We start from the raw sequence: 14,179 nt of genomic DNA on the forward strand, positions 1-14,179 counted from the left end.
TGAAACTATAACACGCCGATGATAGTCTAGCATTCGCTAGGTGAAAGTAGGTAGTCGCCATCTTTTTCCATTTAAAGCCCCTCTAAGTAATTCTTAGCGGGGCTTTCTTCGTTTTTAAGACTCTTAAACTATTGTTTGTGTTTGCTTTTTAACTTTTTCTATAAATAAATTTGTTTCTTATCATATAAGCGTATAATTTAAATATGTGATAATTAATTAAAATTATATTTCATTCCACTATCTAAGATCATTATAAGAATATTATATGATTTATCTTGAGGTAAATTATTTAACAATTTTTTTGCTATAAAGTAGTTAGCACCGCTACTATGACCAGCATAAATACTTTGTTCTTTAGCTAATTCAAGGCAAGAGTTTATAGCATTAGTATCATCAAATTGTATAATTTCATCTATATATGATAAATCCATGGACTTGCAAAATACAGGGTTGCCAGGACCTTCTACCTTATAACCATAGATATTATCATTATTAGGCTTTCCATTATAAAAAATATCGTAATATACGGAACCTTTTGGATCTGGCATAATTATTTTTGTATTAGGAAAGTATTCTTTAATTTTTTTTGCACAACCTGTGATAGTTCCTCCAGAACCACCAACAGTAATAAAATAATCTAAATATATATTATTTTTTATGAAATATTCTATAATTTCATTACCTGTCTTATTATAGTGACATAGGGTATTTAAAGGATTGTCGTACTGATTTATAAGATATCCATTAATTGATTTAGCAATTTCTCTTGCTTTATTTACATAATAAGCAGGATCTTTAGAATCTGTAATGTTTTTGCATATAGTTAAATTACCGCCTAATTGTTTGATCATGCTTCTTTTCATGGAACCTGTTTTTTCAGGACAGGTTATATAAACGGGGTGATTATAGTATTTAGCTATAGCTGCTAAAGATGTTCCCATATTTCCTGAACTTGCTTCGACAATAGGTTGCTGAGACTTTAATATATTTCCATTCTTTAAATGTTCAATAATATATTTTGCAACTCTATCTTTTATGCTTCCTGTAGGATTTAGCCATTCACATTTTGCAAAAAGATTATGTTTAGAAGAGTTTCTCAGTTTTATTATAGGAGTGTTACCAATTAGAGATAGCATTTTTATAGATATGTTTATATTTAAATTGCTTCGATTCTAACAAAAAAGAATGCTAAAAACCTTTAAATCGATTAATTATTTTCCAATACAAAAGCTACTAAAAATTTTTCCTAATAAATCATCAGAACTAAATTCACCTGTTATACTATTTAAATATTCTTGAACAATTAAAAGCTCTTCCGCTAGAAGTTCTCCATTACCGATATTTAATTGTTCTTTAGCAAGTGCAATATGTTCAAAAGCTCGATTAATAGCATCTATATGCCTTTCCCTAGCAGTATATATACTTTCATTTTGTGCAGTATAACCAACTTTAGCTAAAATATGATTTTTAAGTTTATCTATACCAATATTTTTCTCAGCAGAAATATAAACATGATTGTTAGTATTTTCTGGAATAGTATTTAGTAAATCTATTTTATTATGGACAAATGTAATATCTATATTTTTAGGAATTTGTTCATAAAATTCAGGTATAACCTCTTTGATTTCATTAAATGTAACTTTTGATGGATCGTCATTTATAAATAAAATCTGATCAGCTTCTTGAATTTTCTTTATTGCTCTCTTAATACCTTCATTTTCTATTATATCATTGCTAAATCTAAGACCAGCGGTATCAATAATATGAACAGGAACTCCATTTATTTGGATATGTTCTTTTACAATATCTCTAGTTGTTCCAGCAATAGGAGTTACAATAGCAGTTTCTTTACCTGATAGAGCATTTAATAGACTAGATTTCCCAACATTAGGTTTTCCTATGAGTATTAAAGTTATTCCTTCAGAAAGAATAATTCCTTGTTTACAATTATCTTTTATTTTTTCTATAGATGTGTAGATATCTTTAAGACTATTGTGTATTTTCTGATCTTCCATGAAATTTATTTCTTCTTCAGGAAAATCAATAGAGGCTTCGACGTACATTCTAAGATAAATAAGTTTTTCTAGAAGGCTATGGATTTCTTTTGAAAAGTCACCTTGTAAAGATCTAGCAGCTGATTTGGCTGCTAATTCTGATGAAGCATTTATTAGGTCAGCAACAGCTTCTGCTTGAGCTAAATCTATTTTATTATTTAAATATGCTTTTTCTGTAAATTCACCAGCTTTAGCCATTCTAGCACCTAGTTTTATAGCTAGTTTGATAATCATATTTAATATTATAGGGTTGCCATGTGCTTGGATTTCGACTGTATCTTCACCTGTGTATGAGTAAGGGTTTTTAAAAAATATAGCTATACCATTATCTATTATTTGATTATCTTCATAAATATGACAAAAAGTAGCATATCTCGGTTTTAAACTTTTTTTTATTATCTTGTTAGCGATAGGTAAAGCATTTGAGCCAGATATTCTAACTATTCCTATTCCACCATTCCCTTGTGGAGTTGCTATTGCAACAATAGTTTCATTATTAGTCATTTTTATTTAAGTTTTTATTGCTAGTTTGTTGACTATTTAGATCCTCTTCTTGATCTATTACTCTACCTTTTTTATTAAAACGATAATTTTTAAAAAAATCAGGATTAGTTCTCATTATTTTTATTCTAATCACTAAAGAAAGTATTAAAATAAAGGCAAAGAAAAATAATAAGAAAGGAGCTAATAAAATTGTAGAGATAATAACAAAAGCACCCAGAATAATAGAGGCTAATATTTGTCTTAGTCTTACGTTCATTTCTTTTATTTACCTTATTAAATTAGTATAATATGCGTACAAGTATAACATTTAGACTATTATTAAAATAGGGTAGTAATGAACACAAATATTTCTATCCTTTAAATTATTTTCACGGAGGCATTTAATGAACATTCAAATTACAGGTAGACATGTTGAAATTACAGAAGCAATAAAATTATATGTTGAAGAAAAAGTTGGTAAGGTTGAACATTATTTTGATCATATTGTGTCTGCTAAAGTAATTTTATCTGTAGAAAAAGAAGTCCAAGTTGCTGAAGCTATAGTAGGTGTCCCAGGAGTTGAAATAGTTGCAAAAGCCGAGGATAGAGATCTTTATGCTGCTATAGATATGATGGAAGACAAATTAGCGCGTCAGCTAAGAAAACATAAAAATAAATTAAAAGGACATCATGGCGAATAATATTAAATATTCGACTTCTAAATTATCTTATTTATGAATCTTAAAGCCTTATTAGACAAAAAGAATATAATCCTTAATCTTAATATTGAATCTAAAAAGAGATTAATAGAGTTTTTAGCTAGTAGGTTAGCAGATACATCTAATAATGTTTTAGAAGATGATGTTATAAAAAGTATTTATGATAGAGAAAGACTAGGTAACACATATATTGGTAAAAAAATATATATGCCTCATTGTCGAGTAGAAGGACTTATTTCTACAAAAATAATTATTACTACTCTAAAAAATCAATATTATGATTATCAAGCAAAAGAAAATATTGAAATGATAGTCGCAGTCTTTTTTCCAAAAAAAATAACAAATGTGCATATTGAACTACTAAAGGAGTTGGCATCTTTTTTAAAGAAGGAAAAAACACAGATTAAATTAAAAGAAATATCTACCGCTGAAGAGTTCTATGACTTAATGATGAATAAAGAATCTGAGTTATGATTGATAATAAACTATCTTCTTTAAACAATATAAAAATAATATTGGTTGAGCCATCCCATAATGGTAATGTAGGTTCTACAGCAAGAGCAATGTTAAATATGGGATTAACTAGGCTTTGTCTAGTTAATCCTAAAAATGAAGTAAATGATGAAGCTTTAGCTTTAGCTAGTCATGCGACAGATATTATAAAAAATATAGAAATAGCTTCTACCTTAAAAGATGCGCTAGAGGATATAGATTACGTTATAGGTACTAGTGCTAGAGTTCGAAGAGTATCTTTGCCTATAGAGCCTATAGAGGTCGCAGCAAAAGAGTGTGTTAAAAGAATATACTCAAAACAGAAGGTCGCTATACTTTTTGGTAGAGAAAGAACGGGCTTATTTAATGAAGAGCTTTTAATGAGTAATATTCATGCTTATATTCCAACAAATGAAGGCTATACTTCTCTAAACTTAGCTCAGGCTGTTCAACTAGTTTCTTATGAAATATATAAGAGCTATTTAAGCGATATGCAACAAAATTGTGTTCCAGAATATAATTATTTACACAAGAAAGCTACTATAAATGAAAATCAGAAGTTTTATGATTTCTTAGAAGAATCTATGATAAGCTCAGGATTTTTAGATTCAGATAATCCTGGTTACGTTATGGATAAAATAAAAAGATTATTTCAGAGAAGTGAATTAGAAAGTCAAGAAATTAATATACTTAGAGGTTTTTTAAATTCAATGAGAGATAAAAAATAATATATGCTTATTTTAGGAATTGATGAAGCAGGACGAGGACCATTAGTTGGACCAGTAGTTGTAGCTGGTGTTATACTCGATGTAAAAAATAAAATTAAAGGATTAGCTGACTCAAAAAAGCTTTCATCAAAGAGAAGGGAAGCTTTATGTGTTGAAATAATAGAGAAGGCGAAAGCATATAGTATTATAGAAGTTTCAGCTGAAGAAATTGATAAAATGAATATATTACAAGCGACTATGTATGGCATGAAAAAGGTTGCAGATAGTTTATTAGGTCAATTTGATAAGGTATTAGTTGATGGTAATAGATTGCCTTTATGGAGCTATAATTCAGAAGCTATAATTAAAGGAGATACTAAAATTGCAGAAATTTCAGCAGCCTCTATTTTAGCTAAAGTACATAGGGACAATATATGTTTAGAATATGCAAAGCAGTTTCCAGAATATGGTTTTGATAAACATAAAGGTTATCCAACTAAAGAACATATAGAAAAAATAAGTGAATTTGGGGTTTTAGAAATATATAGAAAGACTTATAAGCCTATTGCAGAGCTATTAAAAAGAAAAATTTAGTCAAGAGTTAAAATATTGCCCTCTGATTTTTCGCCTATTTTTTTAGGATTAGTAGATTCTTCATCTTCTCCCTCATTAACATTTATTCCATAACCAAACTCACGAGCATAGATACCTTGTTCAGTTTCTTTTGAAAATAACTCTAGTATAGCTTCAGTAGGAATAATAATAGACATAAATTCCCCATCAAAAGTAGCATCAAAAGTGACTTGATTATCAGATATATGCAAATTTTGTATTGCTTGAGGAGATAGGTCTAATAAGATTTTGCCATCTTCATCAATATAGTTCTCTGGAACAGTTACATTTTCATACTCTGTATCAACTAACATATATGGAGTAAATCCATGATCTGTTAACCAACTATAAGTAGCTTTTACAATATAAGATCTAAGCATAGCCATATCTATACTCCTTCTTTAATAGTTTTTACAAAGTTAGGATTATTAAATAATTCTTTAATTTCTTTTATAAGATTCTTATCTTTAGTAGGTATTGAAATTTTAAGTTTAATGAAATAATAAAAAACAAAAGTCATTATTAATGTTAAAACATTAACATTTTGAGCATCTGGATTGCTTTCAAAATTTATTTTTCTTTCATTAACTACAGTTTTATATGTTTCCATAATATTTTTCTGTAAATCTTGCTTAATTTCAGTTATTTCTTCTTCAGATAAAGCGTCATTATTATATAAAGAATTTATTTTTTGTAAGAAATTCTTATTAACATATTCCAAAAGAATTCTAGCATTAGCTCGTTGTTTAGGAAAAACAGGAAATAATGGAGGAAAAGGATATAGATCTTCTATGGCTTCTACAATCACATTCAGCCTGTATACTACAAAGTCATCTGTTGCAACACTAGGAACATTACAGTTAGGAGTAATAATATTTAGCTCCTCTAAATGCTTGGCATTTTCATCTTTAGAAATATCTATAACTTTTAAGTTAGCTCCTTTAATTAAAAGAATCATGCGAACTATATCACTATAGATGTCATCTTTTTTTGTATATAAGACCAAGGTTTTTCCTCCTAGTGTAAAACAAAATAAAAAGAATAGATAATAAAAAGATGATAGTATTAACGCTTAGAGAATTGTCTTTTTCTACGAGCTTTTCTAAGACCAAATTTTTTACGTTCAACTTTACGAGGATCACGAGTTACAAAACCTGCTTCACGAAGAGCTGGTTTTAAATCTTCACTATACTCAATAAGAGCTCTTGTAACACCTAGCCTAATAGCACCAGCTTGACCAGTAGTACCACCACCTTTAACAGTTACTTTAAAATCAAAACTATCAGTATTTCCTGTTAATTCTAGGGGTTGTTTTACTACCATGCAGTCTGTTTCGCGACATAAATATTGCTCTAATGGAAGACCATTAACAATAAATTGACCAGTACCTTTTTTCATAAAGACACGAGCTACAGAACTTTTACGACGACCTGTACCATAATTATATTCTGACATTATTCTACTATCCTTCTAAGTTATATGTTTAAAGCTTTTGGTTGTTGAGCTGTATGAGGATGTTCATTTCCTGCATAAACTTTTAGTTTTTTGAACATCGCACGACCTAAAGGGTTTCTAGGCAGCATACCTTTTACAGCAGTTTCTATAGCTCTTTCAGGATTTGTAGCAATTAGTTTTTCAAAAGAAATTGATTTAAGTCCACCTATGTAGCCTGTATGGCGATTGTACATTTTATCTTTTCTTTTGTTACCAGTTACAGCTACTTTTTCAGCATTAACTACTATAACATAGTCGCCAGTATCCATATGAGGAGTATATTCTGGCTTATTTTTACCTTTTAGTATCATAGCTATTTCAGTAGCTAGACGACCTAATGTTTTATCTGAAGCATCAATCAAAAGCCATTCTCTTTTGATATCTGATGGTTTTGCAGTAAACGTTTTCATCTTTGTTTTCCTTTATAGTTATCAATTACTCAGTTTTTACAAAAAATTCCAGTTTATATAACAAGTAAGTTTTAATTTCTTGTTGCACTTTAAAATTTTAAGCAGTCGTAATTATACACTTTTTGTAATGATTTTCAAAGAGGGAAGGTAAAAGCTTAATCATATTATTTACTTTCTTCCATTTTACTTATTGTGTTGTGACTAATATCATTAATTTTTCCATCTTTATACTCTTTTGTATTTGGTAACATGATTGTGAAATCATTTATCTTTTCTACTTCTAGGTTTACTTTTTTAGTATCAAAGCTATAAACATGGTAGACCTCTGACTTATTTTTATTTATGAAATGTAAATGAAAACCAGGTACAGTGATTGTAGAAAGATATTTTGGACTATAGATTCCAATAAGAGTACCTTCAACATTTTTTAAATCATGAAATTTCTGATTATCTTTTATCCAATCGCTTAGAAGTATCCCTTTTTTTGCAGGAGGAATAGTTCTTGCATGGATATTTGAAAATTTTCCAGTTATTTTAAATATGTAAAAGTAATTTGGGCCAGATAATTTTTTATTAATTATATCATCTAAGATTTTTTCACTACTTAGGTTTTCGTAATCAGTGTTTATATTTGGCTTTTTAAAACTAAAAACATCAGCAAAAGGAACAGTTATATTATCTTTTAATGGAACAGCTTGTCCTGTGATGTCACTTAAGTAAGCTTTCCCATCAAATATAATCATTTCTCCTTTGGCTCCATCAATAGTACCTAGTCCAAATTTCCCTTTTTTTTCTAGTTCTTTTAAAGTTATGGATGCATCATATTGGCCATTAGTTAGAGCAGTTATAGTTCCAGCTTGATAAACTTGATTATTATGTGCAAGAATCACTAATGGAAAGATAAGAATAAAAGTTAATAAAACTCTTTTTAACATTTCTATACCTTAGGTATTATTTTTAGTGTATCTAATAACTTCATTATATGAACGTTTGATACAATTCTCTATGGCAAGTCTGTCAAAGAAATTCCCTGTGATATAGATACTATTATTTTTAAGTAAAAAGCTGTCTAAATCGTTTAAAAATAAGGAATGGTTTTTATTATAACAAGGAAGAGTGTTTTGTTTTGTTTCTATGTATAATACTTTTTCTATATCAATTTTAAGTAGTCCACAAATATTTAATAAATTTTGTGATTTGTTATCATTTTTACAGTGAAAAGTAAGAGCTCTTAAATTAGGATGATTAATTATATCTCGTGAAACAGCAGAGTAGAAAAATTGCTCTTTACCTATTAAACCTGCTATTTTCTTTATTTCTATATCTTTAGAGTTAATAATAATAGATGTGCTATATATCTCTGATATTGTTGGCTGATAATGGTGTTTAGCTATCTTTGGGGCAATATTTCCCAGCAGTTTTTTTGTATTATTCCACTCTGTAGCTAGGCAGATATTTTTAGCAGTATATATATAGTTTTTAGTAGTTAATTCCCAATAATCATCTAATTTGCTTATATTTAGTATTTCTTCACTATTAATGTTTAATTTATCACATCCATCAAATAAAGAGCCTATGCCATTTTCTAAAGTAAAGCTTCTTGGTAAATTTTTGTTTCTAGGATATTTCTTAAATAAATATTCCATTGGAAAAGATTCACTATTTTGGGATAAAACCGCATCAAAACAGTATTTTAGAGTGTTATCATAATTTTTCTTTCCAAAAGCTTTTGTGGCATATTCAGAAATACTTTTATCTGTTTTTGGCATGTTTTTATTTTTTATAAAATTAAAAACAAAAGAAAAAATATTTAAGTTTTTGATTAAGCTTTGAATCTTATTATTGGGGGTGACAAATAAGAAAGGTAGCTTAGTCCGGCTAATGATTTTATTTATAAGATTGTTTTTTTCTATATAAGATATTGTATTGCCATAAGAGTTATAAAGTGTATGAGCTCCTTGCTCAAACCAAAAATCTTTATAATGTTTTGTTTTTATACAACCGCCGATTTCATTTTTTTCAAATAGACAGTAGTTTATATTTTGTTTGGCCATTTCTTGAGCAAAACTTACTCCAGAAATACCTCCACCAACTATTATAATATCAAAGTGTTTTATCATGAGTAATTAGGTAATAATATCCAGATATTTCCATAATTTTTCATATGGCCAGCATTAAATTCAGCTTCGGGACCATGTCCCCAGAAAACATCGCCTCGAATAGGTCCTCTAATAGCACCACCAGTATCTTGAGCAATCATTAGTCTATTGATATTTTCTTTATTCTGTTGCTCATCTTTATAGTAGTCGGTCTCTAACCATACAGGCACCCCATATAAGTAATATTTGCTGTCGACTGCTAATGAATAGCCAGGTGTGAGCTCGACGCCTTGTGCACCAACGGCATTTTTTGCATTTAAATACTTAAAAAATACAAAAGATGGATCATAGTTTAGAACATCATCCATTTTACTAGGGTTTTGATTTAACCATTCTTTTATAGATTGCATAGAGATTTTTTTGGCATCCATATATCCTTTTTCTAAGATATATCTACCTATTGGTCTATAAGGGTGGCCATTTTGGCTATCATAGCCTAATAATACATCATTTCCATTTTCTATAACAATTCTTCCTGATCCTTGAATCTGTAAGAATGATCTATCAACTTTAGAACTAACCCAAGCAAGAACATCGTCTTTAGGGAAAAGATTATTTTTTGAAATCTCTTCTCTTGAATAATATGGGACAAGTGAGCCATTATTATACTTTCCATATGAGAAAGTATCATTTTTATTTGTAATTTTTATAAGATCCTCTGGTGTTTTATAAATAGGAACATTATATACATCTGTTTTAGTTAAGTTTCCTTTAATTATCGGCTCATAATATCCAGTAAATAAACCTTGAGCAGAATTGTTATAAAGAATCTCATATGGTGTAAAGTTAATTTCAAAAAATACTCTAGCTTCACTATCTGTTTTTGGAGTCAATGAAATAGCTTTTTTACACACTGCAACCCAATTTTTATACTCAGGATTAGAATCATCTAAAATTTTATAACAAGAAGATTTGAAAGCATTGAAAGAATTTAATTGATTGCTATTATCCCAATTGCCAAGGTATTTAAAGTCTGACTCAGTGTAAGTAACATTTTCAGAGTATTTGTTTCCTAGAAATTTTTCTACGGTTTCGTTATTTTTAGGTTCAAATAGGTCAAGTGCTACGGCATCTAGGCTTAATAGTAATAATATCGATAGTGCAGATGCTTTTTTAAGCGTTAAACTTCTTTTTACAAATCTCATTTAAAAAAATACTTGAAAAATATTATAAACAGTCACATATACAGGATTGTAGTATTAATAGTTCAAAAATAAAAGGTTGTTAAATGAGTGAAATGAAAAAAGATCAAATAGATGAGCTAAATGAATCAAATTCTGAGGATTTAGAGAAGGTAGAGCTTGATCAAGAGCATCATAAAACATCAGCGGAAGAACAACTTGAAAAAGCCAAAGAAGTTATAGAAGAGTTGGAAAATAAAAACAAAGAGATGTTTGATGAAGTTTTAAGAACTAAGGCTGAGATGGAGAATATTCGTAAGCGCTCAGAAAAAGAAGTTGTAAATGCTCGTAAATTTGGAATAGAAAAGTTTGCTAAAGAGCTTATGCCAATAATGGATAGTTTAGAGCAGGCTCTTAAGCATGAGGTTAAGCTTGAAGAAGCTATAGCAATGAAAGAAGGGATTGAACTCACTTCAAAAATGTTTTTAGATGCCTTAAAGAAAAATGGATTAGAAGAGCAAGATCCAAAAGGTGAGAAGTTTGATCCAAATTTACATGAAGCTATAGCTATGATTCCTAATCCAGAGTTTGAAAATGATACTATTTTTGATGTATTTCAAAAAGGCTATCTATTAAATGGAAGAGTCGTTAGAGCAGCTAAGGTTGTAGTTGTAAAAAATTAAAATTAATACTTGAAAAAAAGATTTATAACATCATATTCAAAATTAATGTAGCTGAAAATAGCTATAAAAAGTTTAAATAAAAAGGAGATAAAATAATGGGAAAAATTATAGGGATAGATTTAGGTACAACTAACTCATGTGTAGCTATAATGGATGGTAAAAAAGCTAAAGTTATAGAAAACGCAGAAGGACATAGAACTACTCCTTCAGTTGTGGCTTATACAGATGGTGGAGAAATTTTAGTTGGTCAAGCAGCAAAAAGACAAGCTGTCACAAACCCAGATAATACATTTTTTGCTATAAAAAGATTAATTGGTCGTAAGTATGATGACAAAGCTGTACAGGAAGATATTAAAAAGAAAGTTCCTTATAGTGTTGTGAAAGCTGATAACGGCGATGCTTGGGTAGCAACAAAAGATGGTAAAAAAATGGCTCCGCCTCAAGTTTCAGCTGAAGTTTTAAGAAAAATGAAAAAAACTGCTGAAGACTTTTTAGGTGAGCCAGTTACTGAAGCTGTAATTACAGTTCCAGCGTATTTTAATGATAGCCAAAGACAAGCAACAAAAGATGCTGGTAAGATAGCAGGTCTTGATGTTAAAAGAATCATCAATGAACCAACAGCTGCAGCTTTAGCTTATGGTGTTGATTCTAAAAAAGGTGAGCAAACAATAGCTGTATACGATTTAGGTGGTGGTACATTCGATATTTCAATTATTGAAATTGCAGATGTTGATGGAGATAACCAAATTGAAGTATTATCAACTAATGGTGATACATTCTTGGGTGGTGAAGACTTTGACGTTGCATTAATGAACTACTTAATTGATGAGTTTAAAAAAGAGCAAGGTATAGATTTACATAATGATAAATTAGCTCTTCAAAGAGTTCGTGAAGCAGCTGAAAAGGCTAAAGTAGAATTATCATCAGCACAACAAACTGATGTTAACCTACCATATATTACAGCTGACGCTACAGGACCAAAACACTTAAATATAAAAATTACTAGGGCTAAATTTGAGTCTTTAGTTGGTGATTTAGTAATGAGATCTTTAGAGCCTTGTAGAAAAGCTTTAGAAGATGCTGGCCTAAGTAAGTCTGATATTACTGATGTTTTACTAGTAGGTGGACAAACACGTATGCCATTAGTACAACAAAAAGTAAAAGAGTTTTTTGGTAAAGAACCTCGTAAAGATGTAAATCCAGATGAAGCAGTAGCAATAGGTGCTGCTATTCAAGGTGGTGTTTTAGCGGGTGATGTTAAAGATGTACTTTTACTAGATGTAACTCCACTTTCTCTAGGTATTGAGACTATGGGTGGCGTTATGACTAAGTTGATTGAGAGAAATACGACGATTCCTACTAAGAAGTCGCAAGTATTCTCAACAGCAGAAGATAACCAGCCAGCTGTAACAATCCATGTGTTACAAGGTGAAAGAGAAATGGCTTCAGCAAACAAATCTCTAGGTAGATTTGATTTGGCTGATATTCCACCTTCACCTCGTGGAATGCCACAAATTGAAGTAACTTTTGATATTGATGCTAATGGTATCTTGAATGTATCAGCTAAAGATAAAGCTACTGGAAAAGAACAAAATATTGTGATTAAGTCTTCAAGTGGTTTATCTGAAGATGATATCGAAAAAATGGTACAAGATGCAGAAGCTAATGCCGAGTCAGATAAAAAGTTCCATGAATTGGTTGCTGCAAGAAATACTGCAGATAATCTGGTTCATAGTGCTAGAAAAGCAGTATCTGAGTTAGGAGACAAAGTATCTGCTGATGAAAAAGAAAAAATAGAATCAGCATGTAAAGATTTAGAATCAGTTATTAAAACTGATAATAAAGAAGATATTGAAGCTAAAACTAAAGCTTTAGAAGAAGTATTTACACCAGTGGCTCAAAAAGCTTATGCTGAACAAGCACAAGCGGCAGGTGGAGCAGAAGCTCAGCCAGAAGCTGAATCTAAAAAAGATGATGATGTTGTAGATGCTGATTTTGAAGATGTAGATGATAGTAAAAAATAGTATCAAAGTTTAATTTCTTAAATCAAACAAATGCGGTTTATCCGCATTTTCTTATTTGGTATAATGTCCTAGTTTAATTTTTATGGATTTATTTTATTATGCAACAAAGATGTTATTACGAAGTTTTAAGTGTATCTAAAACAGCTACAGGCGTAGAAATAAAAAAAGCTTATCGTAAGCTTGCAATGAAATATCACCCTGATAGAAATCCAGACAATAAAGAAGCTGAAATAAAGTTCAAAGAAGTTTCTGAAGCTTATGAAATTTTGAGTGATGATCAAAAGCGAGCTGCTTATGATCAATTTGGCCATGCAGGAGTGAATCAGCAAGGTGGTCATGGAGGTGGCTTTGGTGGAGGAGCTGCTTTTGAAGATATTTTTGATACATTCTTTGGGGGGAATGCTAGAGGAAGGTCACGTCAGCAATCTAGAGGTAGTGATTTAGAATATTCTATAGAAATTACACTTGAAGAGGCATTTTATGGTGTAGAGAAAGAAATAACTATTCCTAAAATATCTAGCTGTGAAACTTGTGACGGTACTGGTTCAAAATCTAAAACTAAAGCCACATGTCATGCTTGCGGTGGTCAAGGCTCAATAAGAAGACAGCAAGGTTTTTTTGCATTTGAACAAACTTGTCCAGTATGTAATGGCACAGGGTCTAATGTTGCTGACCCATGTGAAGACTGTTATGGTAAAGGAAATGTTAGAAAACAAAAATCACTAAAAGTTAAAATACCAGAGGGTGTTGATAGTGGTGATAGAGTTAGGCTACATGGTGAGGGTGATGCTGGTTTAAATGGAGCACCTAATGGAGATTTATATGTTCAAATAATTATAAAAGAACATAGTATTTTTGAAAGAAGAGAGTCTAATTTATACTGTGAAATGCCAATTAGTTTCATAACAGCTTGTCTTGGAGGAGAAATAAAAGTTCCTACACTTGATGGAGAGGTGAAACTTAAAGTTGTCCCAGAAACTCAAACAGGAAAAGTATTTAGACTTAGAGATAAAGGAATGAAATCACTAAGAGGTCATAGAAGAGGAGATCTTTTATGTAAAGTGGTTGTTGAAACACCTGTAAATTTAAATGCTGATCAGAAAGAGCTTCTTAAAAAGTTTGCAGATAGCTTAGGTGAAGAGTATGAAAATAAACATTCACCAAAAAGTAAAACTTGGTTTGATAATGTAAAAGACTATGCTAAGAAATTTTTTGAATAAA

At 30.1% G+C, this 14,179-nt stretch carries 17 protein-coding genes; 7 read left to right on the forward strand and 10 right to left on the reverse strand.

Annotation, left to right across the window (positions count from 1 at the left end):
* Nucleotides 1–212: 212 nt before the first annotated feature.
* From DNK87_RS00005 to DNK87_RS00015, 3 genes are all read right to left on the reverse strand, one after another.
* Nucleotides 213–1,136 carry a PLP-dependent cysteine synthase family protein gene (locus DNK87_RS00005; RefSeq protein WP_119330825.1) on the reverse strand — a complete coding sequence of 308 codons (924 nt, stop codon included), beginning with the start codon at nucleotides 1,134–1,136 and terminating at the stop codon, nucleotides 213–215.
* Between the two features lie 75 nt (nucleotides 1,137–1,211).
* Complete coding sequence (mnmE, locus tag DNK87_RS00010; protein WP_119330824.1) at nucleotides 1,212–2,558, reverse strand: tRNA uridine-5-carboxymethylaminomethyl(34) synthesis GTPase MnmE; 1,347 nt, start codon at nucleotides 2,556–2,558, stop codon at nucleotides 1,212–1,214.
* A complete protein-coding gene (locus DNK87_RS00015; RefSeq protein ID WP_119330823.1) occupies nucleotides 2,551–2,814 on the reverse strand; it encodes a hypothetical protein in 264 nt (87 codons plus the stop codon). The genes mnmE and DNK87_RS00015 overlap by 8 nt, the downstream gene beginning before the upstream one ends.
* Before the next feature lie 127 nt (nucleotides 2,815–2,941).
* On the opposite strand from DNK87_RS00015, the gene hpf reads away from it, so the two are divergent.
* From hpf to rnhB, 4 genes are read left to right on the forward strand one after another with little or no spacing between them, the layout of a single operon-like run.
* The gene (gene hpf / locus DNK87_RS00020) at nucleotides 2,942–3,238 is read left to right on the forward strand and encodes a ribosome hibernation-promoting factor, HPF/YfiA family (RefSeq protein WP_071664495.1); all 297 of its coding nucleotides are present in this window, start codon (nucleotides 2,942–2,944) and stop codon (nucleotides 3,236–3,238) included.
* Nucleotides 3,239–3,271: 33 nt separating this feature from the next.
* Nucleotides 3,272–3,730 (forward strand): PTS sugar transporter subunit IIA, encoded by a 459-nt coding sequence (locus tag DNK87_RS00025; RefSeq protein ID WP_119330822.1) that lies wholly within the window; start codon nucleotides 3,272–3,274, stop codon nucleotides 3,728–3,730.
* Nucleotides 3,727–4,476: an RNA methyltransferase gene (locus DNK87_RS00030; protein ID WP_119330821.1), complete on the forward strand. Its 750-nt coding sequence runs from the start codon at nucleotides 3,727–3,729 to the stop codon at nucleotides 4,474–4,476. The genes DNK87_RS00025 and DNK87_RS00030 overlap by 4 nt, the downstream gene beginning before the upstream one ends.
* 3 nt (nucleotides 4,477–4,479) lie before the next feature.
* Complete coding sequence (gene rnhB / locus DNK87_RS00035) at nucleotides 4,480–5,049, forward strand: ribonuclease HII (protein ID WP_119330820.1); 570 nt, start codon at nucleotides 4,480–4,482, stop codon at nucleotides 5,047–5,049.
* Here the strand turns inward: rnhB and mglB are convergent.
* The 7 genes from mglB to mltA all read right to left on the reverse strand — a co-directional run bounded on the left by mglB (nucleotide 5,046) and on the right by mltA (nucleotide 10,275).
* Nucleotides 5,046–5,453, reverse strand: coding sequence for a transcriptional regulator MglB (gene mglB / locus DNK87_RS00040; protein ID WP_119330819.1), 408 nt, complete (start codon nucleotides 5,451–5,453; stop codon nucleotides 5,046–5,048). The two genes, rnhB and mglB, sit on opposite strands and share 4 nt — an antisense overlap.
* A 2-nt stretch (nucleotides 5,454–5,455) precedes the next feature.
* Complete coding sequence (mglA, locus tag DNK87_RS00045; RefSeq protein WP_119330818.1) at nucleotides 5,456–6,073, reverse strand: transcriptional regulator MglA; 618 nt, start codon at nucleotides 6,071–6,073, stop codon at nucleotides 5,456–5,458.
* 59 nt (nucleotides 6,074–6,132) lie between these two features.
* A complete protein-coding gene (gene rpsI, locus DNK87_RS00050; protein ID WP_119330817.1) occupies nucleotides 6,133–6,522 on the reverse strand; it encodes a 30S ribosomal protein S9 in 390 nt (129 codons plus the stop codon).
* A 20-nt stretch (nucleotides 6,523–6,542) separates the two neighbouring features.
* Complete coding sequence (gene rplM, locus DNK87_RS00055) at nucleotides 6,543–6,971, reverse strand: 50S ribosomal protein L13 (protein WP_119330816.1); 429 nt, start codon at nucleotides 6,969–6,971, stop codon at nucleotides 6,543–6,545.
* A 164-nt stretch (nucleotides 6,972–7,135) separates the two neighbouring features.
* The gene (gene budA / locus DNK87_RS00060) at nucleotides 7,136–7,906 is read right to left on the reverse strand and encodes an acetolactate decarboxylase (RefSeq protein ID WP_119330815.1); all 771 of its coding nucleotides are present in this window, start codon (nucleotides 7,904–7,906) and stop codon (nucleotides 7,136–7,138) included.
* A 9-nt stretch (nucleotides 7,907–7,915) separates the two neighbouring features.
* Nucleotides 7,916–9,091, reverse strand: a complete 1,176-nt coding sequence (locus DNK87_RS00065; protein WP_119330814.1) for an NAD(P)-binding protein — start codon at nucleotides 9,089–9,091, stop codon at nucleotides 7,916–7,918.
* Complete coding sequence (gene mltA, locus DNK87_RS00070; protein WP_119330813.1) at nucleotides 9,088–10,275, reverse strand: murein transglycosylase A; 1,188 nt, start codon at nucleotides 10,273–10,275, stop codon at nucleotides 9,088–9,090. Before mltA ends, DNK87_RS00065 begins: the two co-directional genes overlap by 4 nt.
* Before the next feature lie 83 nt (nucleotides 10,276–10,358).
* Between mltA and grpE the strand changes: the two genes are divergently transcribed.
* The 3 genes from grpE (at nucleotide 10,359) to dnaJ (ending at nucleotide 14,178) form a co-directional block, all read left to right on the forward strand.
* On the forward strand, nucleotides 10,359–10,934 hold the full coding sequence (gene grpE, locus DNK87_RS00075) for a nucleotide exchange factor GrpE (RefSeq protein WP_119330812.1): 576 nt from the start codon (nucleotides 10,359–10,361) through the stop codon (nucleotides 10,932–10,934).
* Between the two features lie 95 nt (nucleotides 10,935–11,029).
* The gene (dnaK, locus tag DNK87_RS00080; protein WP_119330811.1) at nucleotides 11,030–12,958 is read left to right on the forward strand and encodes a molecular chaperone DnaK; all 1,929 of its coding nucleotides are present in this window, start codon (nucleotides 11,030–11,032) and stop codon (nucleotides 12,956–12,958) included.
* 98 nt (nucleotides 12,959–13,056) lie between these two features.
* On the forward strand, nucleotides 13,057–14,178 hold the full coding sequence (gene dnaJ, locus DNK87_RS00085) for a molecular chaperone DnaJ (protein ID WP_119330810.1): 1,122 nt from the start codon (nucleotides 13,057–13,059) through the stop codon (nucleotides 14,176–14,178).
* Nucleotide 14,179: the final 1 nt, after the last annotated feature.

This window comes from Pseudofrancisella aestuarii, from assembly GCF_003574475.2.
In the GTDB taxonomy this organism is placed as follows: Bacteria; Pseudomonadota; Gammaproteobacteria; order Francisellales; family Francisellaceae; genus Francisella; species Francisella aestuarii.

What these genes read in the sequence shown, in the direction of transcription:
- DNK87_RS00005 (WP_119330825.1), bottom strand. Translation starts at nt 1,136, where the DNA reads ATGCTATCTCTAATTGGTAACACTCCTATAATAAAACTGAGAAACTCT.
- mnmE (WP_119330824.1), bottom strand. Translation starts at nt 2,558, where the DNA reads ATGACTAATAATGAAACTATTGTTGCAATAGCAACTCCACAAGGGAAT.
- DNK87_RS00015 (WP_119330823.1), bottom strand. Translation starts at nt 2,814, where the DNA reads ATGAACGTAAGACTAAGACAAATATTAGCCTCTATTATTCTGGGTGCT.
- hpf (WP_071664495.1), top strand. Translation starts at nt 2,942, where the DNA reads ATGAACATTCAAATTACAGGTAGACATGTTGAAATTACAGAAGCAATA.
- DNK87_RS00025 (WP_119330822.1), top strand. Translation starts at nt 3,272, where the DNA reads ATGAATCTTAAAGCCTTATTAGACAAAAAGAATATAATCCTTAATCTT.
- DNK87_RS00030 (WP_119330821.1), top strand. Translation starts at nt 3,727, where the DNA reads ATGATTGATAATAAACTATCTTCTTTAAACAATATAAAAATAATATTG.
- rnhB (WP_119330820.1), top strand. Translation starts at nt 4,480, where the DNA reads ATGCTTATTTTAGGAATTGATGAAGCAGGACGAGGACCATTAGTTGGA.
- mglB (WP_119330819.1), bottom strand. Translation starts at nt 5,453, where the DNA reads ATGGCTATGCTTAGATCTTATATTGTAAAAGCTACTTATAGTTGGTTA.
- rpsI (WP_119330817.1), bottom strand. Translation starts at nt 6,522, where the DNA reads ATGTCAGAATATAATTATGGTACAGGTCGTCGTAAAAGTTCTGTAGCT.
- rplM (WP_119330816.1), bottom strand. Translation starts at nt 6,971, where the DNA reads ATGAAAACGTTTACTGCAAAACCATCAGATATCAAAAGAGAATGGCTT.
- budA (WP_119330815.1), bottom strand. Translation starts at nt 7,906, where the DNA reads ATGTTAAAAAGAGTTTTATTAACTTTTATTCTTATCTTTCCATTAGTG.
- DNK87_RS00065 (WP_119330814.1), bottom strand. Translation starts at nt 9,091, where the DNA reads ATGATAAAACACTTTGATATTATAATAGTTGGTGGAGGTATTTCTGGA.
- mltA (WP_119330813.1), bottom strand. Translation starts at nt 10,275, where the DNA reads ATGAGATTTGTAAAAAGAAGTTTAACGCTTAAAAAAGCATCTGCACTA.
- grpE (WP_119330812.1), top strand. Translation starts at nt 10,359, where the DNA reads ATGAGTGAAATGAAAAAAGATCAAATAGATGAGCTAAATGAATCAAAT.
- dnaK (WP_119330811.1), top strand. Translation starts at nt 11,030, where the DNA reads ATGGGAAAAATTATAGGGATAGATTTAGGTACAACTAACTCATGTGTA.
- dnaJ (WP_119330810.1), top strand. Translation starts at nt 13,057, where the DNA reads ATGCAACAAAGATGTTATTACGAAGTTTTAAGTGTATCTAAAACAGCT.